Here is an 18,626-nt window from a genome sequence, read left to right on the forward strand (position 1 = left end):
AGATAGGAGATTGTAATATGAAAAAAGGATTATGCATTATCTTTATGTTAATAACATTTTTAATTAAATTAGTTTTTTACCCCTTATCAGTTAGTGCTGCCACTGTAATAGAAAAAGAAGCCATTGATGAATTTGTCACTAATTATATGGAACGTAACGGATTACCTGGTGCTTCAATTGTAATTGTAAAAGATGGCAAAGTAATGTATGAAAAAGGATATGGACATGATTCTAAGGGAGAACCACTAACAGAAAAATCATTAATGAGAATAGCTTCAGTTTCTAAATCATTTACTGCATCTTCTGTTTTGCAGCTGGTTGATGAAGGGAAAATCAACCTAGACGATCCAGTTGTAAAGTATTTGCCAGAACTTACAATGGATGATACTAGATTGCAAAAGGTTACAGTAAGGCATTTGTTAAGTCACACATCAGGGGTTCCTAATCCAACCATTGTGCCACCAGCAAATACTTTAAAAGCAGGCGTTGATCGTCTACATGACTGGAAACTTAAATGGGAACCTGGAGACAAATATTTGTATAGCAATGCTAATTATTGGATACTTGCTCGATTGGTAGAAGTAATAAGCGGTATGGAATTTCCAAAATATCTTAAGCAAAAGATATTTTCCCCACTAGGAATGGATGATACGATATCAGCTATAAACTCAGGTGATGCTGTAAAAGGGTTATCACAAGGATATGTAACTGCATACGGCACTGCACTTCCATGGTCGGAGCTTGAACAAATGTTTAGTGGTTCAGGAGGAATCGTTACTACAGCATCTGACATGGGGAAATGGCTTTCCATGCACACCAATGAGGGGAAAAATGTGAATGGAGAAAGGTTACTATCAAAATCATTGTTAGAAGAATCCTATTCTCCCCAACCTGGAAGCGAAAAATATGGTCTTGGCTGGTCATTAAGCTCACCACAGGTTAAACCAGCACGTATTTCTCATAGTGGATCATTATCTACTTTTCAAGCACAACAAGACATTATACCTTCTAGTGGATATGCCGTAGCTGTTATGCTTAATAACTTCACAACTACTTTTGAACATGCTTATGAGATAAGTTCGGGAATTATAAAACTAACTGAAGGGCAGAAACCTGATATTAAAGCGCCTATACCTAAAATAACAGATTTATCACTTGGTTTCATTACATTGATATACTTATTTTTGGGTATAAAGGGCATTATACGAAGTAAGGAGTGGTCTAATAGACGTAAACAACATCCTACTTGGAGATATTATCTTCGTCTAATGCCCCAAGTAATTCCAGTGTTATTTATAGGGTGGCTATTTTTTATTGTTCCAAACCTACAAAATAATAGTGCTACAATTAAAGATGCTTTTGGGATTTGGCCAGCTGCTATGTTATTTCTAATTGTAGTTTTCTTAATTGGAGTTATAGTTACAGTTAGGAGAGTTTATTATAGGGGAATATTAAATAGAAATTGATAGAATTAGATATAAAGTCGTAAATAAAATGAGTTTCATTAATAGAAAGCTTCCTTTTAAAAGGCTTTGTGCCTTGTTTCAAAAGTAAATGTAGGTGCGTTTTTAAGAGAATGGAAAATCCTCTATCTCCTCATCACCAGGAGATAGGGGATTTTTACATTATGAAAAGTATATGAAAAATAGTATAGAAATCAAACAACAAAGACATGTGATATGTGTTATAAAAGTGTTCAAACAATTGTATTATAAGGTGGGTATTCTTATCTTTGGTATTATTTTAAATTTCATTGATAAAAATAAATATATATATACATCATATTGACACTGTCACTACTATGTGTTACTATATAGCTGTAGTAAGTAATACTTAATACCAGTGATACAGAATAGCAAGGAGGAGTTACGTTGGAGAACCTTACGGAAATGCTCAAAGGAGTGTTGGAAGGCTGTGTTCTTGAAATCATCAGCCACCAGGAAACCTACGGTTATGAGATCACGCGGCATCTGAACGCCCTAGGATTTTCGGACGTTGTGGATGGGACAGTTTATACCATTTTGGTGCGACTTGAGAAAAATAAATTAGTAGAAATTACAAAAAAACCATCGGATATGGGACCGCCGCGAAAGTTTTTCACGCTTAACGACGCAGGGCGTGAGGAGCTGCAGAGATTTTGGAAAAAATGGGAGTTCGTATCATCAAAAATTAACGAGTTAAAGGAGAGGAAATAATGAATTTTTGGGAAAAGGTTACTGGAAGCGACATGACTAAGGAACTCAAAGCTTTTGAATCCCGAGCTAAAAAGCTACCGGCTGATTATCAAGCGGCATGGGAAAAAATTAAAGCCAATCTTTGGTCTCACTCAGATTTCACCGGTCGCAACCTCATGCCAATTCTTGACGGTGTGCTTGGCATGCTCGAAGAAACGGCGGCGGACGGTCAGAGTGTCCAAGAGGTTTTGGGTGACGATATCAAAGGCTTTTGTTCAGCGCTGGTGGGCGAAGAAGGGGCAAAGTCTTATCGTGATAAGTGGCGCAAGCAACTCAACAATAATATCGCTAAAAAATTAGGTAAATAGGAGGGTAAAATGAGAATACAAGATATCATCGAAGGAAAAAAAGAGTGGAGAGCTCACGTGGCCCGTGTCAAAGCGCTCCCGAAGGATTATCAAATTGTTTATAAAGAGATTGAAAAATATCTTTTTAAGGTTGGCCCTGTTGAGCTAACCGACGGAATAGGTTTACTCTCTGGGATTATCGATCTTTTTGAAGAGGGTGCAGCCTTGGGGAAAGGCGTGCTCCAAGTAACGGGCAATGACGTAGCGGCCTTTTGTGACGATCTAATCAAAGATTCAAAAACTTACGCTGACATCTATCAAGAGTCTGTTGACCAAGAAGTTAACAAGGCCATGAAAAAGGTTACCGATAAAACAAAGTAAAAGAGAGATAGCGGGATGGAAAAAGCAATTGAAGTGAAAGGTTTGAGCCTTTGACGGAAACTAGCCGGTGACATCGATAGCGGTCAACAACAACGAGTAAGGGGATGGTAGAGTGTGTAAATACCAGTGGATATTATGCCCGGTCTGTGGCAACAAAACAAGGGTCAAGATAGGCGTTGATACGGTACTTGAAAACTTCCCGCTATTTTGTCCCAAGTGTAAACAGGAAACTATAATCAATGTAAAAAAACTGAATATATCAGTTATCAAAGAGCCAGACGTTGAGACGCAGAGCCGATAACCGTGAGTGAAATCACAGTTGTCGGCTCTTTATTTATGAAACTGATGAAGCTGCATTGAAAGGATTAGACTTAAGTTTGAGTAAGGTTACTATATTGTAGAGGAGGAAAAGAAAATGGAAAAAAATATCATACAAATTAAAGGTGTAAAGAAGGCTTACAAGGATGTAGAAGTACTCAAAGGAGTAAATTTTGAAGTAGAGCAGGGAGGTATCTTTGCATTACTAGGTTCTAATGGAGCAGGAAAAACAACGATGATTAAAATTATGGCCACTTTACTTAAAGCAGATGCTGGAAGTGTTGTAATCAATGGTTTTGATATTGAAAAAAATCCAGGGGACATTAGAGGTTCTATCAGTCTTACTGGTCAATTTGCTGCTATTGATGAAATTTTGACTGGACGTGAAAATCTTCAAATGATAGCAAAACTTAGACATCTTAAAAATCCAAATGGAGTAGCAGATGATTTAATTAATCGTTTTGGTATGTCACAGGCTGCAGATCGCAGAGTGGGTACTTACTCTGGAGGTATGAAAAGAAGAATTGATATCGCAATGAGTCTTGTGGGAAATCCAAAGATTATTTTTCTAGATGAGCCAACAACAGGTCTTGATCCAGAAGCACGTTTAGAAGTTTGGAAGATTGTAAAAGAGTTGTCAGCTGTAGGAACTACAGTATTCTTAACGACTCAATATTTGGATGAAGCAGAACAACTTGCAGATAAAATCGCCATTCTTCATGGAGGAAAAATCATTGCTCTAGATACGCTAGAGGGATTGAAGAAATTATTTCCATCTGCAAAAGTTGAATATGTTGAGAAGAAACCTACATTAGAAGAAATATTCCTAACAATCATTGGTAAAAAGGAGGAGAAATAAATGGAATCTACAAATAAATATTTTTTCAAAGATATGAGTGTTATGTTTGGACGTTCTATGCGTCATATTTTTAGAAGTATGGATACAATTATTACAGTTTGTATCACACCAATTGCGATGATGTTATTGTTCGTTTATGTATTTGGTGGTGCAATCCAAACAGGTACAAAAAATTATGTTAATTATCTATTGCCGGGTATAATGTTAATGGCTATTGGTAGTGGCATTGCATATGTAGCTTACCGTTTGTTTATAGATAAAGAGCGTGGTATCTTTGAACGTTTTCACTCTATGCCTATCGCTCGTTCTATAGTATTATGGGGACATGTATTAACTTCATTAATTTCAAATGGAATTTCTGTAGTAGTGATTATACTTGTTGCATTATTAATGGGCTTCCGTTCTTCGGCAGGAATCTTAGAATGGCTGACGGTATTTGGAATTCTAGGAATATTTACACTTGCTTTAACTTGGATTGCGGTAATTGCTGGACTTGCTGCTAAAACACCAGATGGTGCAGGCGCATTCTCTTATCCAATCATCTTTTTACCGTTTATCAGTTCTGCCTTTGTGCCAACAGATACTATGCCTTCAGCAGTACGTGCCTTTGCAGAAAATCAGCCTGTAACCCCTATCGTAGAAGCTATTCGTAATTTATTAGCAAACCAACCAGTAGGAAGTGATATCTGGGTTGCCCTTGCTTGGTGTATAGCAATAATAGTTATTGCTTATATCTTTGCAATAAGAATCTATAAGAAATTATAACATGTCCTTATACTAAGTATAGTTACTCACCCACAGGGGTAGATGGGGCTACCGCATTAAGAAATTAAATCGTAATATAGTGTAGTTTTTATTCTTTGTGCGACAGTCCTTTTTATAGATATTATGTTCTCACACATGTGAAGACAGTAGTTCTTTTGTCCACAAACAAGGGAACAGCTATAGCAACGTGAATGTTAAGTTTGGCCAGGCGGATGGAAAAATCCTGTTTGCTACATTTATTTTACGATTGCTCAAAAAGGTTAATTTCAATCTGCTGGCAGAGTTTATAAAGTGCATAAATGCTTTTAAATTGCAAACGGTTCATCTGGTTTAACTGAATTGATATATTATCTAAGAACTTTGCAATATCATCATAATTTGAATAATCAAAAGCCTCATAGGTTTCTTGCATTGTATGGAAAAAGTGTTTTAATCGATGCGTTTGTACTGAAAGTTTTATAGCATTAAGGGTCAATATCTGCCGTATGTGTTCGTTTGTATAAATACGATATTTATTTTCTTCATTTCTTTTTGGGAATAGAAGTCCTGCTTTTTCCCAATACCGAATAGTTGTTATGGGGATACCTGTTTCTTTGCTTACTTCTCCAATAGTCATATTTTTTGTAAATGGTGTATTGAAATTATTGTATAGTAGTATTTTAACGGTTTTTTTATATGTTTGCCTTTCATTCCATAAATCTGATTGTGCTTTGTTGGCAATCCAAAGTGCCTCATCAATATGTCCATCTTTTACTTCTTTCAAGACTTTTGCAATAAACATTAAGTCAAATGCAGATGACATTTCTCTAATGCAAATAAAATATGCTATGTGCTTTTCCGTGTAAACCCTATATCCAGTTGAAGAGCGAGGCACAGATGGTATCAATCCTTTTTTTTCGTATAATCTGAGAGTCGAGGTGCTGATATTAAGGTGTCGAGCTATATCTATCGGACGAATTGACATATATTTACCTCCTGCTCATAAAGATATAAACATTATACTATATATCTAAGGTTTTTACGGAACAAGGTCTGGTTTATATCGAATATATATAAAAAAGTTTACTCGTTGCAGTAATGTTATATAATAAAAATATAAATACTGAAATGGAGGTAAGATTACATGAATGAGTTTACAATAACAGAATTAGAAGCAGCACAGAAAGCAATATTATCAACAATCCGCAAAAATGAGAAAGCAAAAGTAACCTTGTCCCAAAAACAGACTCCATGTACTTCTCAGATGACTATGGTTGCTAAAAATCTCAGAGTACACTATATAGCATCCTCATTAATAGCAAAAGCATTAGAGAAGGATTTTTCATATAATTACTCAAAACAGGAGTTAGAGGAAGCTATGCGAGCAATACCATTATTTATTCAAAGAATTGAGAAAGTGAAGCCAAAATTTAGAGAAGGTACTCCTCAACACACACTGGCCATACGCCGGATTAAGGCATTTCATATTTCATTAGCGTTGATAGAAAGAGAATTAGACTTGTAATTAAAAACAATATCTATAATAACCGCTCGTCAGTTACTAAGCCATACTAGTAGGTTCAGAAGAGAATTTACATTGGACACCTATTAATGGGCTAAAATATATTTTGGCTTTACTTTTGAAAAATATTATTGACAATTAGTCTAATTAGACTAATAACACTTTAGTAGTTTTTGATATATAGGAAAATCTATTGGAGTAATAGATTAATAATAACTTACTATTAAGGACATGGGCAGAAGATGAATACGAATGTGTTGAGTGCAATAGCTAAAAAATTAAATAAATAACTACTTAACATTTATTGAGAAATGGAAACATTTCTTTATAAATATCAAGTAAACAGAAAGGATGAAGAAAATGGTTAAATCATTTTTAATGTTAGGACAGTCTAATATGGCTGGACGAGGGTTTATTCATGAAGTACCCCCAATTTATAATGAAAGAATACAAATGATGCGTAATGGTAGATGGCAAATGATGACTGAGCCCATCAATTATGACCGTCCTGTTTCAGGAATAAGTTTGGCTGGTTCATTTGCAGATGCATGGTGTCACCAAAATCAAGAAGATACCATTGGCTTAATTCCTTGTGCTGAAGGTGGAAGTACACTAGATGAATGGGCTGTAGACGAAGTGCTTTTTAAACATGCAATAACTGAAGCTAAATTTGCTATGCAAAGTAGTGAGCTCACAGGAATTCTATGGCATCAAGGAGAAAGTGATGGTATGAATGGTAACTACAAAGTCTATTACAAGAAATTACTTTTAATTATTGATGCACTTAGAAAAGAGTTGAATGCTCCAGATATTCCAATTATTATTGGTGGTTTAGGTGATTTTTTAGGCAAAGAAGGATTTGGGAAAAGCTGTACTGAATATAAGTTCATTAATCAAGAGTTACAAAAATTTGCCTTTGAACAGGATAATTGTTACTTTGTTACAGCCTCAGGATTAACTTCTAATCCCGATGGTATTCATATTAATGCAATTTCTCAAAGGAAATTTGGTTTGCGATATTTTGAAGCCTTTTCTAATAAGCAGCATGTGTTGAAGCCATTAGTTAATGAAGATGAGTTGCTAAATTTAAGTTATGCTAGAACACATACCAAAGGAGAAAAGATATATACAAAAAGTATGGATTTTGCATTAGGAAAAATATCATATGATGAATTCGTATCTCAGGTCATGCAAATCAACAATGATTAAACCTTGTAATTAAAGGAGATGTTTTTTTGATACCATTACTAATTTTAGGTTTGTTAAAACAAAATCCAGGTTCTTATGGATACGAATTATTAGCCTTAATGGAAGAGAAGCACTATAAATACATAGTAAATTTCACTAAAGGATCATTTTATTATAATCTTCAACAATTAGAAGAAAAACAATATATTAAAAAAATTCAAGAGTTAGACAATACTAGAGAAACGCGTAATTATATCCTCACTGAACTAGGGGATAGAGAATTTGAAAAATTAATGTACAAATATGGATCTAAGACAGATTATATAAACTTATCTTTTTATGCAGCAATGCTATTTGCTAATGAATATAAAAGCGAGGAACTAGTAAAACTAATAGAAATACAAATCGAACAAACTAAAAAGAAAATTTCTTTATTAGAAGAATCTCTTGGACATGGTGAAACTATCCCTAATTGTTTTAGAAAAATGTTAGAAAACTCACGTTCTCATCATTTAGTAAATGTCCAATGGTTTGAAGGATTGTTAAAAGACATAAGAAATGAAAATTAATGAATGTTTAATATAACTTTTTATGTATTTATAAGCGGTAGCATTAGTAAAAGCTACCGTTTTTTTATTACATATACATTTTAAATAAGAAATAATGTCCTTGACGGTAGTAAAGGGTAATGTTATGATACAAACATACCAAACGGTCGGTATTAGAAACGGACTGCATAATGATTGCTTTTCTGTTAAATAAGATTTAAAAAGAATACCGATATATTAAGGAGGAAGATGATATGAAAATTGAATTAGCTAATGTGTTTGTAGATGACACCAATAAAGCTTTTAAGTTCTACACTGAGGTATTAGGTTTTGTGAAGAAAGTACATATACCTGAAATAAATTGGATAACAGTTACATCACCTGACGAACCAGAAGGTACACAGCTGCTTCTTGAGCCTAATGATAACCCTGTTGCAAAGACATATCAAGAAGGCATTTTTGCTCAGGGTATACCAGCAACATCCTTTGCTGTAGAAGATATCGAGAAGGAGTACGAAAGATTGGTGCAACTGGGCGTTGAATTTACTATAAAGCCAACAAAATCAATAGGAGCCATCATTGCTGTATTTAAGGATACGTGTGGTAACCTTATACAAATTCATCAAGTGCTAGTTGATTAATAAGGTGGATATTATCAAATTGAAAAAATTTAGAGGAAAGGTGGGATAGTGTGAAAAACACAAGAGAACATATTTTGGATGTTACCTTAAAACTTTTTCTACAAAAGAGCTTTAAAGAAGTTACTCTTAAAGAGATTGTAGAAAAGACAGGGCTGTCCAAAGGTGCTTTTTATCACTATTTTACAAGTAAAGAGCAGCTTTTTCTCGAATTGGTCAATGATGTATTGTCTTCTGTTTTAGATATTCCTTATGATCAATTTAGTAAAGACTCCCTTTATCATTTTTATATTGATTATATTAATTATTATGCAGAAAATTTAAAGCAACAAAATGAGGAAAGCGGTGCACCAAGTTTTAATTATATTTCTCTAATTTTTGATGCTATAAAGCTTTTTCCGGATTTTCAGGAAAGATTGCAAAAGTCTAAAGAGGTTCAGCTAAGCAGTTGGAAAAATATTATTCACACTGCAAGAGAAAAAGGCGAAATTAATTCTCCTATGAGTGATGATCAAATAGCAAACATGTTCATAAACTCCTCCAGCGGTGTTGAGATGGAGAGCATCTTTAGGGGAAACAGTTATGATATAGGCAAAACTTTAATAAGTCTATGGGATAGTTTTTATAATGAACTAAAAGGAAAGTCAACCTCATAACATTTATTATGTGACCCCTTTATATAGGAGGGACATCTTTATTGTTTAGATGATTTCTGTATTTTACAGGAGTCATCTTTTTAAATTTAGAAGCTTATTTGTGTAATAGTTTCAGTATTGATTATGAAAAGTGTATGTGATATTGTTGATATATATGGAATTATATGGTGGGTGATATTGATTTACTCAGGAGACAAAAGCCAAAAGCAAGTGCACTAAAGAAGAAAAAAATATTAAGAGAAGTGGCAGGAGATCTGCCAGTCTAAAGTATATAAAAAATTTTGGCAGTGCCAATAGAGAAAGGGGGAGACAAAGGTGAAAGAGAAAAAGATTGACGTGATGTGGAAGTATGTAATCAATGCATACCTACTGTTTTGGGTAATGATTTTAGGAATTGGCGGTTTGGCATCTATGGTGTTTCATGCTCCAACTATTGTTATGAAGTGGATTACGGTATTGTGCAGCTGGTCACCAACTATAGTGCTTTTTATTATGTTAAAAAATCTAAAGGTTAATATGAATATTAGGGGATTTTATAACAGGGCTTTTAAAGGAAAATTGAAAATTAGTCTGATTTTAATTATACCAGTTTTAATAATCGGTATTTTCTTGATATCTGTATGGGTTCTGTCTGCAATTCAAAAAACATCTATTACAGCACAACTTATGTTTGTTCCATCTGCACTATTCAGCACCATTCTATTTACGATTTTACAGGGACCAACTGGGGAAGAATCTGGATGGCGCGGGTACTTAAGGCCGGAACTGGAGGAAAGATATGGTTTCATTAAAGGGAATCTCATTTTAGGTGTGGTTTGGGCATTTTGGCATACACCGCTTTGGTTTGTTGCTTCTGATTATAGTGGATTGCAGGCATTGATGTATATTGCTGCAAATATAGTTGTGATGATGTCTTTAACTATTATAATGGGGATATTTATGAAGAAGTGTGATAATTTGTTTATAGCATTTTGGATTCACTTTTGTTTTAATTTTTCATTAGTTTTTTTTGTAGGCGATGCTTATTTCTTTGTAATATTTTCTGTATTGTATGTGGCAGTTGCAGTGGTTCTTCTTGGAATATATTTTAAAAGCAACAGAAAACTCACGTCTTGCCAGAAAGCAACGTAATTATTTTAACTCTGAATAATTTTATATATGCTGATTGGTTCCAAGTGAAAAAGGAATAAAATATAACCTATCCCCCTCATTTTATAGGGGGATTTTTTTAGTTGATATTGGCCCTTACAATATGATTTTCAATAGTATAGTAACTGTAATTAAAGAAAGTAGTGTAGTTACAGATACAATAACAGCTGCATAATCCTTTTCTTTATCGAAAGTTTCTGCTAGTATCGAAGTCATGGCAGAAGCTGGCATAGCAGTCATAATAATAACTGTATTTACAGCTTTGGATGTTGCTAGTGCAAGTAATGAAATTAGGTAAATGATGGAGGGTATAAGTATCAATTTGGTAGCTATTCCGTAATATATTGTCCAATCTTTTATATATTCTTTTATCTTCACATCTGAAATTATAACTCCAATAATAATCATTGATAATGGACCAGTGATGTTCCCAATATTTCTTATACTGGATAATATTGCACCTGGCAATTGAATATTAAATATCATGATTATTACGCCTGCACACACCGCTATAATAGATGGATTGAGAAGAATTTTTTTTAGCTCATTTTTTAATTCCTTCTTTTGAAAATTGCCCTTATATAGAATAATTCCATATGTCCAAACAAATATTACGAAGAACATATTAAATATTGATCCATATACAATACCCTCAGCGCCATATATAGAATTTAGTATAGGGAATCCAACATAACCCGTATTAGTAAACACATTAGCAAAATGCAATACTATTTTTTTATCATTTTTTATTGGTAAAAGGAGCAGGTATGAAACAAGAATCACTATTATATAAGCGGCAATGCTATAATAGAATGTTTTTATAGCATTAGATTTAATAGCGTCATCATAAGTAAAGATAAAAGAAGAAAGAATCATAAGAGGCAATGTTATTTGTATAAGAATATCTATTAACCCTTTATTTATTTGTGGGGTTATAATTTTTTTCTTGGCACCATATACTCCAACTAATATTATAAGAAATAGTGAAATAACACTTTCAATAATAACAGAAAATTCCACGACAATCCCTCCTTAACTATATAGTAATCATCTTATGCGGAGATAGTTTTTATTGCTATGAAATATAGAATATTATACTAAAGAGATAGTCTTATCTACCGATAATAAAGTTTGGTTTTACAATAGAGCGTATAAAGGGAGGGATAACAAAGTGAAAAAAAGATATATTATTATTTCAGCACTTATGGCTATGACCATGGTAAATACAGTACAGGCAAAGGAAGCATATAGCGTAAATAGAATAGACGGTAGAAATAGGTTTGAAACTTCAGCTAATATTTCAAGAAAATTTAGCAGCACTCAAGTACAAAATGTAATTATAGCAAGCGGTAGTAATTTTCCAGATGCACTTACAGGAAGTGTACTTTCTAAAAAATTCAATGCTCCAATTTTACTTGTAGATAAAACAGTAAGCGGCAGTTCCAATGCAGTAAATTATATAAAAGACAATTTGGTAAAAGACGGTACAATCTATGTACTTGGGGGAAAAGCATCCGTAGACGATAGATTTCTAGACTATTTTAAATCTCAAGGGTACAATGTAAAAAGGCTTGGAGGCAGTGATAGATTTGCCACAAATAAAACAATCGTAAATTCCATGAATGCACCAAAGGGAACTCCAGTGGTTATAGCTAATGGGTATGGATTTGCAGATGCTTTAAGTATTTCAAGTGTTGCTGCATTAAACGGATATCCTATACTTATGAGTAATAAGATTAATTTACCTAGTGATATTAAAGATGCTATAAATGATATTCAACCTTCTAAGGTATTTTTAATAGGAGGAGAAGGGTCTTTAAGTAATTCTCTTATAGATGAATTAAAGAACATAGTATCCTCATTAGATGATAGCAGCATAGTAAGAATTGGTGGAAATACTAGATATGAAACTTCATTAAATATATGTAAATATTTTGATTTAGATACGACTTCAGCAGTAATTGCAAGTGGAAAAGGCTTCCCGGATGCATTGTCAGGAAGTGCATTAGCAGCAAAACTAAACGCACCAATTATACTTACAGATGGAAGTAATATAATAGAACAAAAGAGATATTTAGATGCTACTAATTATTCCAATTTATTTTTACTAGGTGGTAAAGCTTCTGTTAGTGAAGTAGCAGCAAAGATATTAAATGGACAGGAGAGATTCTTGTTTCATGTAAATAAAGGATATATAAAAGACGGCAAAAGATATGTAGAAGGATATTTTGATAAATTTATTTCTGATTTAGATGAAGCACGTGAATATGAAAGAGAAACTGGAGAAAGCGTAATTGAACACGATGATGAATATGGTGACTTTCTTACCAATGATGGCTTTGATGCTCCTATCAGCGGTAATGTTACGTTAGAGGTAAGTAGGGATTTAAAAATCAGCGGAATAATATATACTGATGAGGGGTTAGATATGGCAGATTTTAATGGAAATTTTGGTTTTATAACCAGCAAAGATTATAATGTATGGAAAATTTTTGATATAAATCTTCAAAATGGCATAGTAACAGAAATGAATCAACAATATAGACCATAAATTTGCCACGTGGGTGGCACGTGGCAAGTTAAAAATAACTGCATTGGTATTATACCAGTGCAGTTATTTTTATATACATGTGATTATTAATTGCTTTCGAATAAATCAATAAAAACATAACTAAATTCAATAAAATTTTATTGATAAACGATAAATGATGTGCTATTCTATATACATAAATTAAAAGAGAGGTGCTTTTTATGAAACAATATTCAACGATTTTCCTAAGGATAGCTGTGATTATTATTGGAATCCCAGTTCTTGCTTTGTGTATATTTGGGGTGTATTGGTTAACTAAAAATCCAACAAATCCAAATTATGCACATATACTTTACCCTGTAATAATAGGTATATATGTATCAGCGATACCATTTTTCGGAGCTCTATATCAGGCTTTAAGACTTTTAAGCTATATTGACAAGAACAAAGCTTTTTCGGAACTATCTGTAAAGGCTTTAAGGAATATAAAGTATTGTGCAAACATAATCAGTATCGTGTATGTTGTAATTCTACCATTTGTTTATCTTGTAGCAGAGAAAGATGATGCCCCAGGTCTTATAATAATGGGGATGGTCCCAATTTTTGCTTCAATGGCCATTGGAGTGTTTGCTGCTGTTCTTCAAAGGCTCCTGCAAGATGCTATTGATATAAAATCAGAAAATGACTTAACTGTGTGAGGTGAATAACATGGCAATTATAATCAATATTGATGTGATGCTGGCTAAAAGGAAAATGAGTGTAACAGAACTTACAGATAAAGTTGGAATAACCATGGCAAACCTCTCTATACTAAAGAATGGAAAGGCAAAAGCCATTAGATTTTCAACTTTGGAGGCAATATGTAAAGCTTTGGACTGCCAACCAGGTGACATTTTAGAATATAGAAATGACACATAAATTACAAGGGAATACTGAAAGTAGATTAGCTAAATGCTCTGTAAAGTTATTTCAGGAGGTAATATATGAAGATTAAATTAATTCAACCTGCAATGCTGCCAAGACCTATGGATACAAAGTTAAAAACAAGAATGTCTCCTTCACTGGCATTACTTACAATAGAAAATCTTACACCAAAGGAGCATGAAGTTATTATTCAAAATGAAAATGTTGAAAACATAGATTTTGACGAGCCTGTGGATTTGGTAGCAATAACTGTCACTGTAGATGTTATGAATAGAGCTGTGGAAATATCAAAGGAGTTTAAAAACCGCGGCGTTACAGTAATTGCAGGAGGTATACATATTACGGCAGACCCAGAGGGAGCATTTAATAGTTTTGACGCAATATGTGTGGGAATGGCTGAAAGAGTTTGGACAAAAATTCTTAAGGATAAAGAAGAAAATTCACTTAAGAAGGTATACTATGATATGGAATCTATTTCTGGGAAGGAAATAGTATCACCTAGCTATAACATTATTGATAATAAAAAGTATTTATATACAAATATAATTAGTACAAGCAGAGGGTGTCCTTTTAAGTGTGACTTCTGCTATAATAGCTGCAAAGATACACTTAAAACTTATATTAACAGACCTATAGAGGATGTAATTACAGATATAAATGCATTAAAAACAAGGCATATAATGTTTATTGATGATAATTTTATTGGAGATCCTAAGTGGACAAAAAAATTATTAAAGGAAATAAAACCTTTTAAACTAAAGTGGAATGCAGCAGTTACTTCTAATATAGTAGACATGCCTGAACTGCTAGATGAAATGAAGGAGGCTGGTTGTCAAAGCTTATTTATAGGTTTTGAAAGTATAAATAGTAAATCGATAGATAGTGTCCATAAGGTGCAAAATAGTGTAAAGAGATATGAGAAACTTGTAGATGAAATTCATAAAAGGGGAATAATGATAAATGCAAGTTTTGTTTTTGGATTAGATGAGGATGACCCTTCTGTATTTAAGAATACATTAGAATGGATAGTTAAAAATAAGATAGAAACGGTAACTTCACATATCCTCACCCCGTACCCTGGTACAAAGCTATACTCATCATTGATAGGGGAAAATAGAATTGTAGATTTTAATTTATCAAATTATAATACTGCGCATGTGGTATATAAACCTAAGAATATGACAGCAGAAGAATTATATAATGGATATCTATGGATATATAAAGAGGTATACACCTTTAAGAATATAATGAAAAGACTACCGAAATCCAAAAAGCAGTGGGTTCCATTTTTAGCATTTAACTTCTTTTATAGGAAGTTTGGAAAGCTCACTGAATTATTGTGCAACATAATTTCTTTTAAAAATACAGGAAGATTTTTTAGATGGATAGCTTATTTAATAAAGTAGGTTTAATAAAAATAACATTGACAGTTAGATTAAAATTAATATATATTATAAGAGATAGATTTCAAAGAAGAGAGGTATTTTTGTGAGTGTCTAGTATCTAAAATAGTTAACTTAATATTAATTCCAAAAAAAATGGGGCTTTATTATGCCTTTATTTCCTATGGAATTAATTTGTACTATTGAAGATACAAGTCCACGAATTTACTTTAAAGAGGTAATTAAGGTTACCTTTATTAAGTGTTGAATTTTAAGCTGTGGAAGTATCCATGGCTTTTTTTATTATACAAAATTTAGAAATCTATCTAGATTTCGTTGACTTGTAGTGTAATAAAAGAAAGTAAGGAAGGGTTATTGATATGAATAAAGAAACATTAGAAAAATTACATTACTATGAGTTAAAAGAAATAATAAAAGGATATTGCGTTAGCGGATTAGGAAAAATATTAATTGATAAATTAGAGCCAAGCAGCAACATGAAAATTGTGAATCAAAGACTAAATGAAACATCAGAGGGAAGATCATTAATAGATGCTTCTTACCATATGCCATTAAAGGGGATTTTTAATGTACTTCCTCTTATTGATAAAATTGAAAAGGGAGCATCCCTAGAGGCAGCTGATTTAACTATGATGTCAAACTTTTTAAGTGGGTGCAGGAAAGTAAAGCTATTTATTAAGGATAAAGATGGGTATGCACCTACATTAAGTGCTTATGGAGAAAATATTTCTGATTTAAGCTACATTGAAGATGAAATAAACATCTCAATTAAAGGAAGTATGGTTGACTCAAATGCCAGCAAAGAATTAAAGAAAATAAGAAGATATATTGATATATGTGAGGGTAAGATAAAGGAGAAACTAGATAAATTCCTTAGAAGCAGTGAAAATAAAGAATATATTCAAGAATTCTTTATTAGTCAGCGTAATGGGAAATATACGATTCCCATTAAGGCAGCATATAAAAATCAAGTTCCAGGAACAGTTGTTGAAGCATCCTCAAAGGGAAGTACTGTTTTTATAGAGCCAAACACTATATCAAAGTACACCAGTGAACTAAATGTATTAAAGGCAGAAGAAGTCGTTGAAGAATATAGAATATTAGCTACTTTAACAGATATGCTTTTCCAGAGAATAAGGGATTTAAAGATGAATATTGATGTTATATCCGAGTATGATATGATTTTGGCAAAAGCTAAATACAGCAAAGAAATAGATGGAATTAAGCCTAAGTTAAATGATCATGGATATATTAAAATAATTAAAGCAAAATATCCTTTAATTAAGAACAGCGTACCTTTAGATTTTGAAATTGGTAAAAGCTACAGGGGACTAATAATAACAGGACCTAATGCAGGGGGTAAAACTGTAGTGTTAAAGACAATTGGACTCATCACATTAGCGGTGCAGTCTGGGTTCCATATTGAAGCAGCAAAAGGTACAGAGCTTTCGATATTTAACAATGTGTTTGTTGATATAGGTGATAATCAAAGCGTTGAAAATGCTTTAAGTACATTCTCATCACATGTAAAAAATCTAGCTGAAATAATAAGAAAAAGCACAAATTCAACATTATTATTGTTTGATGAAATTGGCAGTGGAACAGAACCCAATGAAGGATCAGCTTTGGCCATTGCAATACTAGAAGAACTATATCATAAAGGATGTATAACTATAGCAACAACTCATTATGGAGAAATAAAAAACTTTTCAAAGGAGCACCCTGATTTTGAAAATGCAGCTATGGAATTTGAAAAGGACACTCTTGAACCGCTATATAAGCTTAGTATTGGGAAGGTAGGAGATAGTAATGCCTTATATATTTCTAAAAAGATGGGAATATATGACTCAATTATAAGTAGAGCAAGAGAATATATTAATACTAAAAATTATAATTATAATTTAATAAAAGATATTAAGAGTGTTAAAAGTAAAGAGGAAGAGGAAGCTGAGAATTTATATGAATACTCTGTAGGAGATAAAGTTATTCTTTTAGAAAATAATGAGTCAGCCATTGTATATAAGGGAAGAGATAGATTAAATAATGTGACTGTACTATATAACAATGAATTTATCGAAGTTAATTATAAGAGAATGAAACTAGAGTTAAAGGCAAGTGATCTTTATCCAGAGGGTTATGATTTAAATCAGTTATTTGTAAGCTATAAGGAAAGAAAATTAGAAAGAGACATTGAGAGAGGGTCTAAAAAAGCATTGAAGAAAATAAGAAAAGAAAGCTTAAGATAAGTTGCTAAATAATATGAATGAAATTGTAATATAATAAACTTTAAAGAGGGCTGTGTTGCGGTCCTCTTTAAAGTTTATATTATTATCAGAAAACATGCATAAAAAAGCAAATAAAAGCAAAAAATCATTAACAAAGTGGCAAATAAGTGGTATTATTATAATATGTAGGAAAAGCTATGCTTAAGGTACAAATGAAGGGGGCTTTAATAAAATGTTTGCAGAAGAACGCCGGGAGCTTATACTCTCCAAGGTAAAGACACTCGGAAGGGTATTTGCAAAAGACCTGGCGGAAGAGCTTCAAGTCTCAATAGATACCATAAGAAGAGACCTTAAAGCAATGGAGAAAAACGGGCTTTTAAAAAGAACTCATGGTGGTGCAGTACCCTTATCTAAGGTTAGAAGACTCCCAATGGATGAAAAAATTAGATATGGTGATGGAACAGAGCATCAAAATGCTGTTGCCAAACTAGCTGCAGCTTATGTAGAACAAGGCGATACTGTATTTATAGGTGGAGCCAGCATTCATTATGTTTTATTAAAATACCTGCCTTTGGATATAAATTATACAGTAATCACAAATTCGCTTACAATTGCAGAAAAACTTAAGAGTTTAAGTAATGTTGAAACCTACATAGTATGTGGAAAGATAAAGAGTGAAGAAGGAATAGTTGATGCCTTGGCAACTGACTTTATAAAAAACCTACGAATTGATATAGCTTTTTTGACTGGTGGAGGAATTTCAGCTAAACATGGATTAAGCAGTTCTACACCAGAAGGAGCCATTTTTCAGAGGACGGTAGCACAGGTATCACGCAGAAGGATATGCCTTGCAAATTTTGATAAAGTAGGCACAGAGTTTTTTTCAAAGACAGTGGGTGCAAAAGATCTGGATATACTAATTACAGATTGGGAAGCACCAGAGGAAGAAGTTGAGGAAATTCAGAAGCTTGGGTTAAAGGTTTTAATAGCAAAAGAAATATAGAAAATATAAACAATAAA

21 protein-coding genes are annotated in these 18,626 nt (G+C 33.0%); 19 read left to right on the forward strand and 2 right to left on the reverse strand.

Annotated elements, in window-relative coordinates; genetic code table 11:
- Nucleotides 1–17 precede the first annotated feature (17 nt).
- The 7 genes from DP68_RS19120 to DP68_RS01940 all read left to right on the forward strand — a co-directional run bounded on the left by DP68_RS19120 (nucleotide 18) and on the right by DP68_RS01940 (nucleotide 4,844).
- Entirely contained in the window at nucleotides 18–1,466 is a 1,449-nt protein-coding gene (locus DP68_RS19120; RefSeq protein WP_081957055.1) for a serine hydrolase, read from the forward strand.
- A 405-nt stretch (nucleotides 1,467–1,871) separates the two neighbouring features.
- Nucleotides 1,872–2,195 carry a PadR family transcriptional regulator gene (locus DP68_RS01920; protein WP_035305283.1) on the forward strand — a complete coding sequence of 108 codons (324 nt, stop codon included), beginning with the start codon at nucleotides 1,872–1,874 and terminating at the stop codon, nucleotides 2,193–2,195.
- Nucleotides 2,195–2,542, forward strand: a complete 348-nt coding sequence (locus DP68_RS01925) for a DUF1048 domain-containing protein (protein ID WP_035305286.1) — start codon at nucleotides 2,195–2,197, stop codon at nucleotides 2,540–2,542. Before DP68_RS01920 ends, DP68_RS01925 begins: the two co-directional genes overlap by 1 nt.
- Nucleotides 2,543–2,551: 9 nt before the next feature.
- Entirely contained in the window at nucleotides 2,552–2,902 is a 351-nt protein-coding gene (locus DP68_RS01930) for a DUF1048 domain-containing protein (RefSeq protein ID WP_035305289.1), read from the forward strand.
- 112 nt (nucleotides 2,903–3,014) lie between these two features.
- On the forward strand, nucleotides 3,015–3,203 hold the full coding sequence (locus DP68_RS19125) for a cysteine-rich KTR domain-containing protein (RefSeq protein ID WP_081957056.1): 189 nt from the start codon (nucleotides 3,015–3,017) through the stop codon (nucleotides 3,201–3,203).
- Between the two features lie 114 nt (nucleotides 3,204–3,317).
- Nucleotides 3,318–4,079, forward strand: a complete 762-nt coding sequence (locus DP68_RS01935; RefSeq protein WP_035305292.1) for an ATP-binding cassette domain-containing protein — start codon at nucleotides 3,318–3,320, stop codon at nucleotides 4,077–4,079.
- On the forward strand, nucleotides 4,080–4,844 hold the full coding sequence (locus tag DP68_RS01940) for an ABC transporter permease (RefSeq protein ID WP_035305295.1): 765 nt from the start codon (nucleotides 4,080–4,082) through the stop codon (nucleotides 4,842–4,844). It begins immediately after the preceding gene.
- A 241-nt stretch (nucleotides 4,845–5,085) separates the two neighbouring features.
- On the opposite strand, the gene DP68_RS01945 is transcribed toward DP68_RS01940, so the two are convergent.
- Entirely contained in the window at nucleotides 5,086–5,808 is a 723-nt protein-coding gene (locus DP68_RS01945) for a MerR family transcriptional regulator (protein WP_035305298.1), read from the reverse strand.
- Between the two features lie 159 nt (nucleotides 5,809–5,967).
- On the opposite strand from DP68_RS01945, the gene DP68_RS01950 reads away from it, so the two are divergent.
- From DP68_RS01950 to DP68_RS01975, 6 genes are all read left to right on the forward strand, one after another.
- Nucleotides 5,968–6,348, forward strand: a complete 381-nt coding sequence (locus tag DP68_RS01950; protein ID WP_035305300.1) for a hypothetical protein — start codon at nucleotides 5,968–5,970, stop codon at nucleotides 6,346–6,348.
- Between the two features lie 357 nt (nucleotides 6,349–6,705).
- Nucleotides 6,706–7,554: a sialate O-acetylesterase gene (locus tag DP68_RS01955; protein WP_035305302.1), complete on the forward strand. Its 849-nt coding sequence runs from the start codon at nucleotides 6,706–6,708 to the stop codon at nucleotides 7,552–7,554.
- A 26-nt stretch (nucleotides 7,555–7,580) separates the two neighbouring features.
- Nucleotides 7,581–8,102 carry a PadR family transcriptional regulator gene (locus DP68_RS01960; RefSeq protein WP_035305303.1) on the forward strand — a complete coding sequence of 174 codons (522 nt, stop codon included), beginning with the start codon at nucleotides 7,581–7,583 and terminating at the stop codon, nucleotides 8,100–8,102.
- A gap of 233 nt (nucleotides 8,103–8,335) precedes the next feature.
- Nucleotides 8,336–8,722 (forward strand): VOC family protein, encoded by a 387-nt coding sequence (locus DP68_RS01965; protein ID WP_035305304.1) that lies wholly within the window; start codon nucleotides 8,336–8,338, stop codon nucleotides 8,720–8,722.
- Nucleotides 8,723–8,772: 50 nt separating this feature from the next.
- The gene (locus DP68_RS01970; protein ID WP_035305305.1) at nucleotides 8,773–9,375 is read left to right on the forward strand and encodes a TetR/AcrR family transcriptional regulator; all 603 of its coding nucleotides are present in this window, start codon (nucleotides 8,773–8,775) and stop codon (nucleotides 9,373–9,375) included.
- Nucleotides 9,376–9,690: 315 nt separating this feature from the next.
- Nucleotides 9,691–10,506 (forward strand): CPBP family intramembrane glutamic endopeptidase, encoded by an 816-nt coding sequence (locus DP68_RS01975; protein WP_035305306.1) that lies wholly within the window; start codon nucleotides 9,691–9,693, stop codon nucleotides 10,504–10,506.
- A gap of 114 nt (nucleotides 10,507–10,620) precedes the next feature.
- On the opposite strand, the gene DP68_RS01980 is transcribed toward DP68_RS01975, so the two are convergent.
- Nucleotides 10,621–11,544, reverse strand: coding sequence for an AEC family transporter (locus tag DP68_RS01980; protein WP_035305308.1), 924 nt, complete (start codon nucleotides 11,542–11,544; stop codon nucleotides 10,621–10,623).
- Between the two features lie 151 nt (nucleotides 11,545–11,695).
- On the opposite strand from DP68_RS01980, the gene DP68_RS01985 reads away from it, so the two are divergent.
- The 6 genes from DP68_RS01985 to DP68_RS02010 all read left to right on the forward strand — a co-directional run bounded on the left by DP68_RS01985 (nucleotide 11,696) and on the right by DP68_RS02010 (nucleotide 18,609).
- Nucleotides 11,696–13,075 carry a cell wall-binding repeat-containing protein gene (locus DP68_RS01985; RefSeq protein ID WP_052085593.1) on the forward strand — a complete coding sequence of 460 codons (1,380 nt, stop codon included), beginning with the start codon at nucleotides 11,696–11,698 and terminating at the stop codon, nucleotides 13,073–13,075.
- A gap of 200 nt (nucleotides 13,076–13,275) precedes the next feature.
- Complete coding sequence (locus tag DP68_RS01990; protein WP_035305310.1) at nucleotides 13,276–13,752, forward strand: DUF2975 domain-containing protein; 477 nt, start codon at nucleotides 13,276–13,278, stop codon at nucleotides 13,750–13,752.
- A 10-nt stretch (nucleotides 13,753–13,762) separates the two neighbouring features.
- Nucleotides 13,763–13,972 (forward strand): helix-turn-helix transcriptional regulator, encoded by a 210-nt coding sequence (locus DP68_RS01995; RefSeq protein ID WP_035305312.1) that lies wholly within the window; start codon nucleotides 13,763–13,765, stop codon nucleotides 13,970–13,972.
- Nucleotides 13,973–14,037: 65 nt separating this feature from the next.
- A complete protein-coding gene (locus DP68_RS02000; protein WP_035305314.1) occupies nucleotides 14,038–15,384 on the forward strand; it encodes a radical SAM protein in 1,347 nt (448 codons plus the stop codon).
- Between the two features lie 356 nt (nucleotides 15,385–15,740).
- Nucleotides 15,741–17,627 (forward strand): endonuclease MutS2, encoded by a 1,887-nt coding sequence (locus tag DP68_RS02005; protein ID WP_035305316.1) that lies wholly within the window; start codon nucleotides 15,741–15,743, stop codon nucleotides 17,625–17,627.
- A 211-nt stretch (nucleotides 17,628–17,838) separates the two neighbouring features.
- Nucleotides 17,839–18,609: a DeoR/GlpR family DNA-binding transcription regulator gene (locus tag DP68_RS02010; RefSeq protein ID WP_035305318.1), complete on the forward strand. Its 771-nt coding sequence runs from the start codon at nucleotides 17,839–17,841 to the stop codon at nucleotides 18,607–18,609.
- Nucleotides 18,610–18,626 lie beyond the last annotated feature (17 nt).

The organism is Clostridium sp. HMP27, from assembly GCF_000765165.1.
Classification (GTDB): Bacteria; Bacillota; Clostridia; order Clostridiales; family Clostridiaceae; genus Clostridium_AK.

What these genes read in the sequence shown, in the direction of transcription:
- DP68_RS19120 (WP_081957055.1), top strand. Translation starts at nt 18, where the DNA reads ATGAAAAAAGGATTATGCATTATCTTTATGTTAATAACATTTTTAATT.
- DP68_RS01925 (WP_035305286.1), top strand. Translation starts at nt 2,195, where the DNA reads ATGAATTTTTGGGAAAAGGTTACTGGAAGCGACATGACTAAGGAACTC.
- DP68_RS01930 (WP_035305289.1), top strand. Translation starts at nt 2,552, where the DNA reads ATGAGAATACAAGATATCATCGAAGGAAAAAAAGAGTGGAGAGCTCAC.
- DP68_RS01935 (WP_035305292.1), top strand. Translation starts at nt 3,318, where the DNA reads ATGGAAAAAAATATCATACAAATTAAAGGTGTAAAGAAGGCTTACAAG.
- DP68_RS01940 (WP_035305295.1), top strand. Translation starts at nt 4,080, where the DNA reads ATGGAATCTACAAATAAATATTTTTTCAAAGATATGAGTGTTATGTTT.
- DP68_RS01945 (WP_035305298.1), bottom strand. Translation starts at nt 5,808, where the DNA reads ATGTCAATTCGTCCGATAGATATAGCTCGACACCTTAATATCAGCACC.
- DP68_RS01950 (WP_035305300.1), top strand. Translation starts at nt 5,968, where the DNA reads ATGAATGAGTTTACAATAACAGAATTAGAAGCAGCACAGAAAGCAATA.
- DP68_RS01955 (WP_035305302.1), top strand. Translation starts at nt 6,706, where the DNA reads ATGGTTAAATCATTTTTAATGTTAGGACAGTCTAATATGGCTGGACGA.
- DP68_RS01965 (WP_035305304.1), top strand. Translation starts at nt 8,336, where the DNA reads ATGAAAATTGAATTAGCTAATGTGTTTGTAGATGACACCAATAAAGCT.
- DP68_RS01990 (WP_035305310.1), top strand. Translation starts at nt 13,276, where the DNA reads ATGAAACAATATTCAACGATTTTCCTAAGGATAGCTGTGATTATTATT.
- DP68_RS01995 (WP_035305312.1), top strand. Translation starts at nt 13,763, where the DNA reads ATGGCAATTATAATCAATATTGATGTGATGCTGGCTAAAAGGAAAATG.
- DP68_RS02000 (WP_035305314.1), top strand. Translation starts at nt 14,038, where the DNA reads ATGAAGATTAAATTAATTCAACCTGCAATGCTGCCAAGACCTATGGAT.
- DP68_RS02005 (WP_035305316.1), top strand. Translation starts at nt 15,741, where the DNA reads ATGAATAAAGAAACATTAGAAAAATTACATTACTATGAGTTAAAAGAA.
- DP68_RS02010 (WP_035305318.1), top strand. Translation starts at nt 17,839, where the DNA reads ATGTTTGCAGAAGAACGCCGGGAGCTTATACTCTCCAAGGTAAAGACA.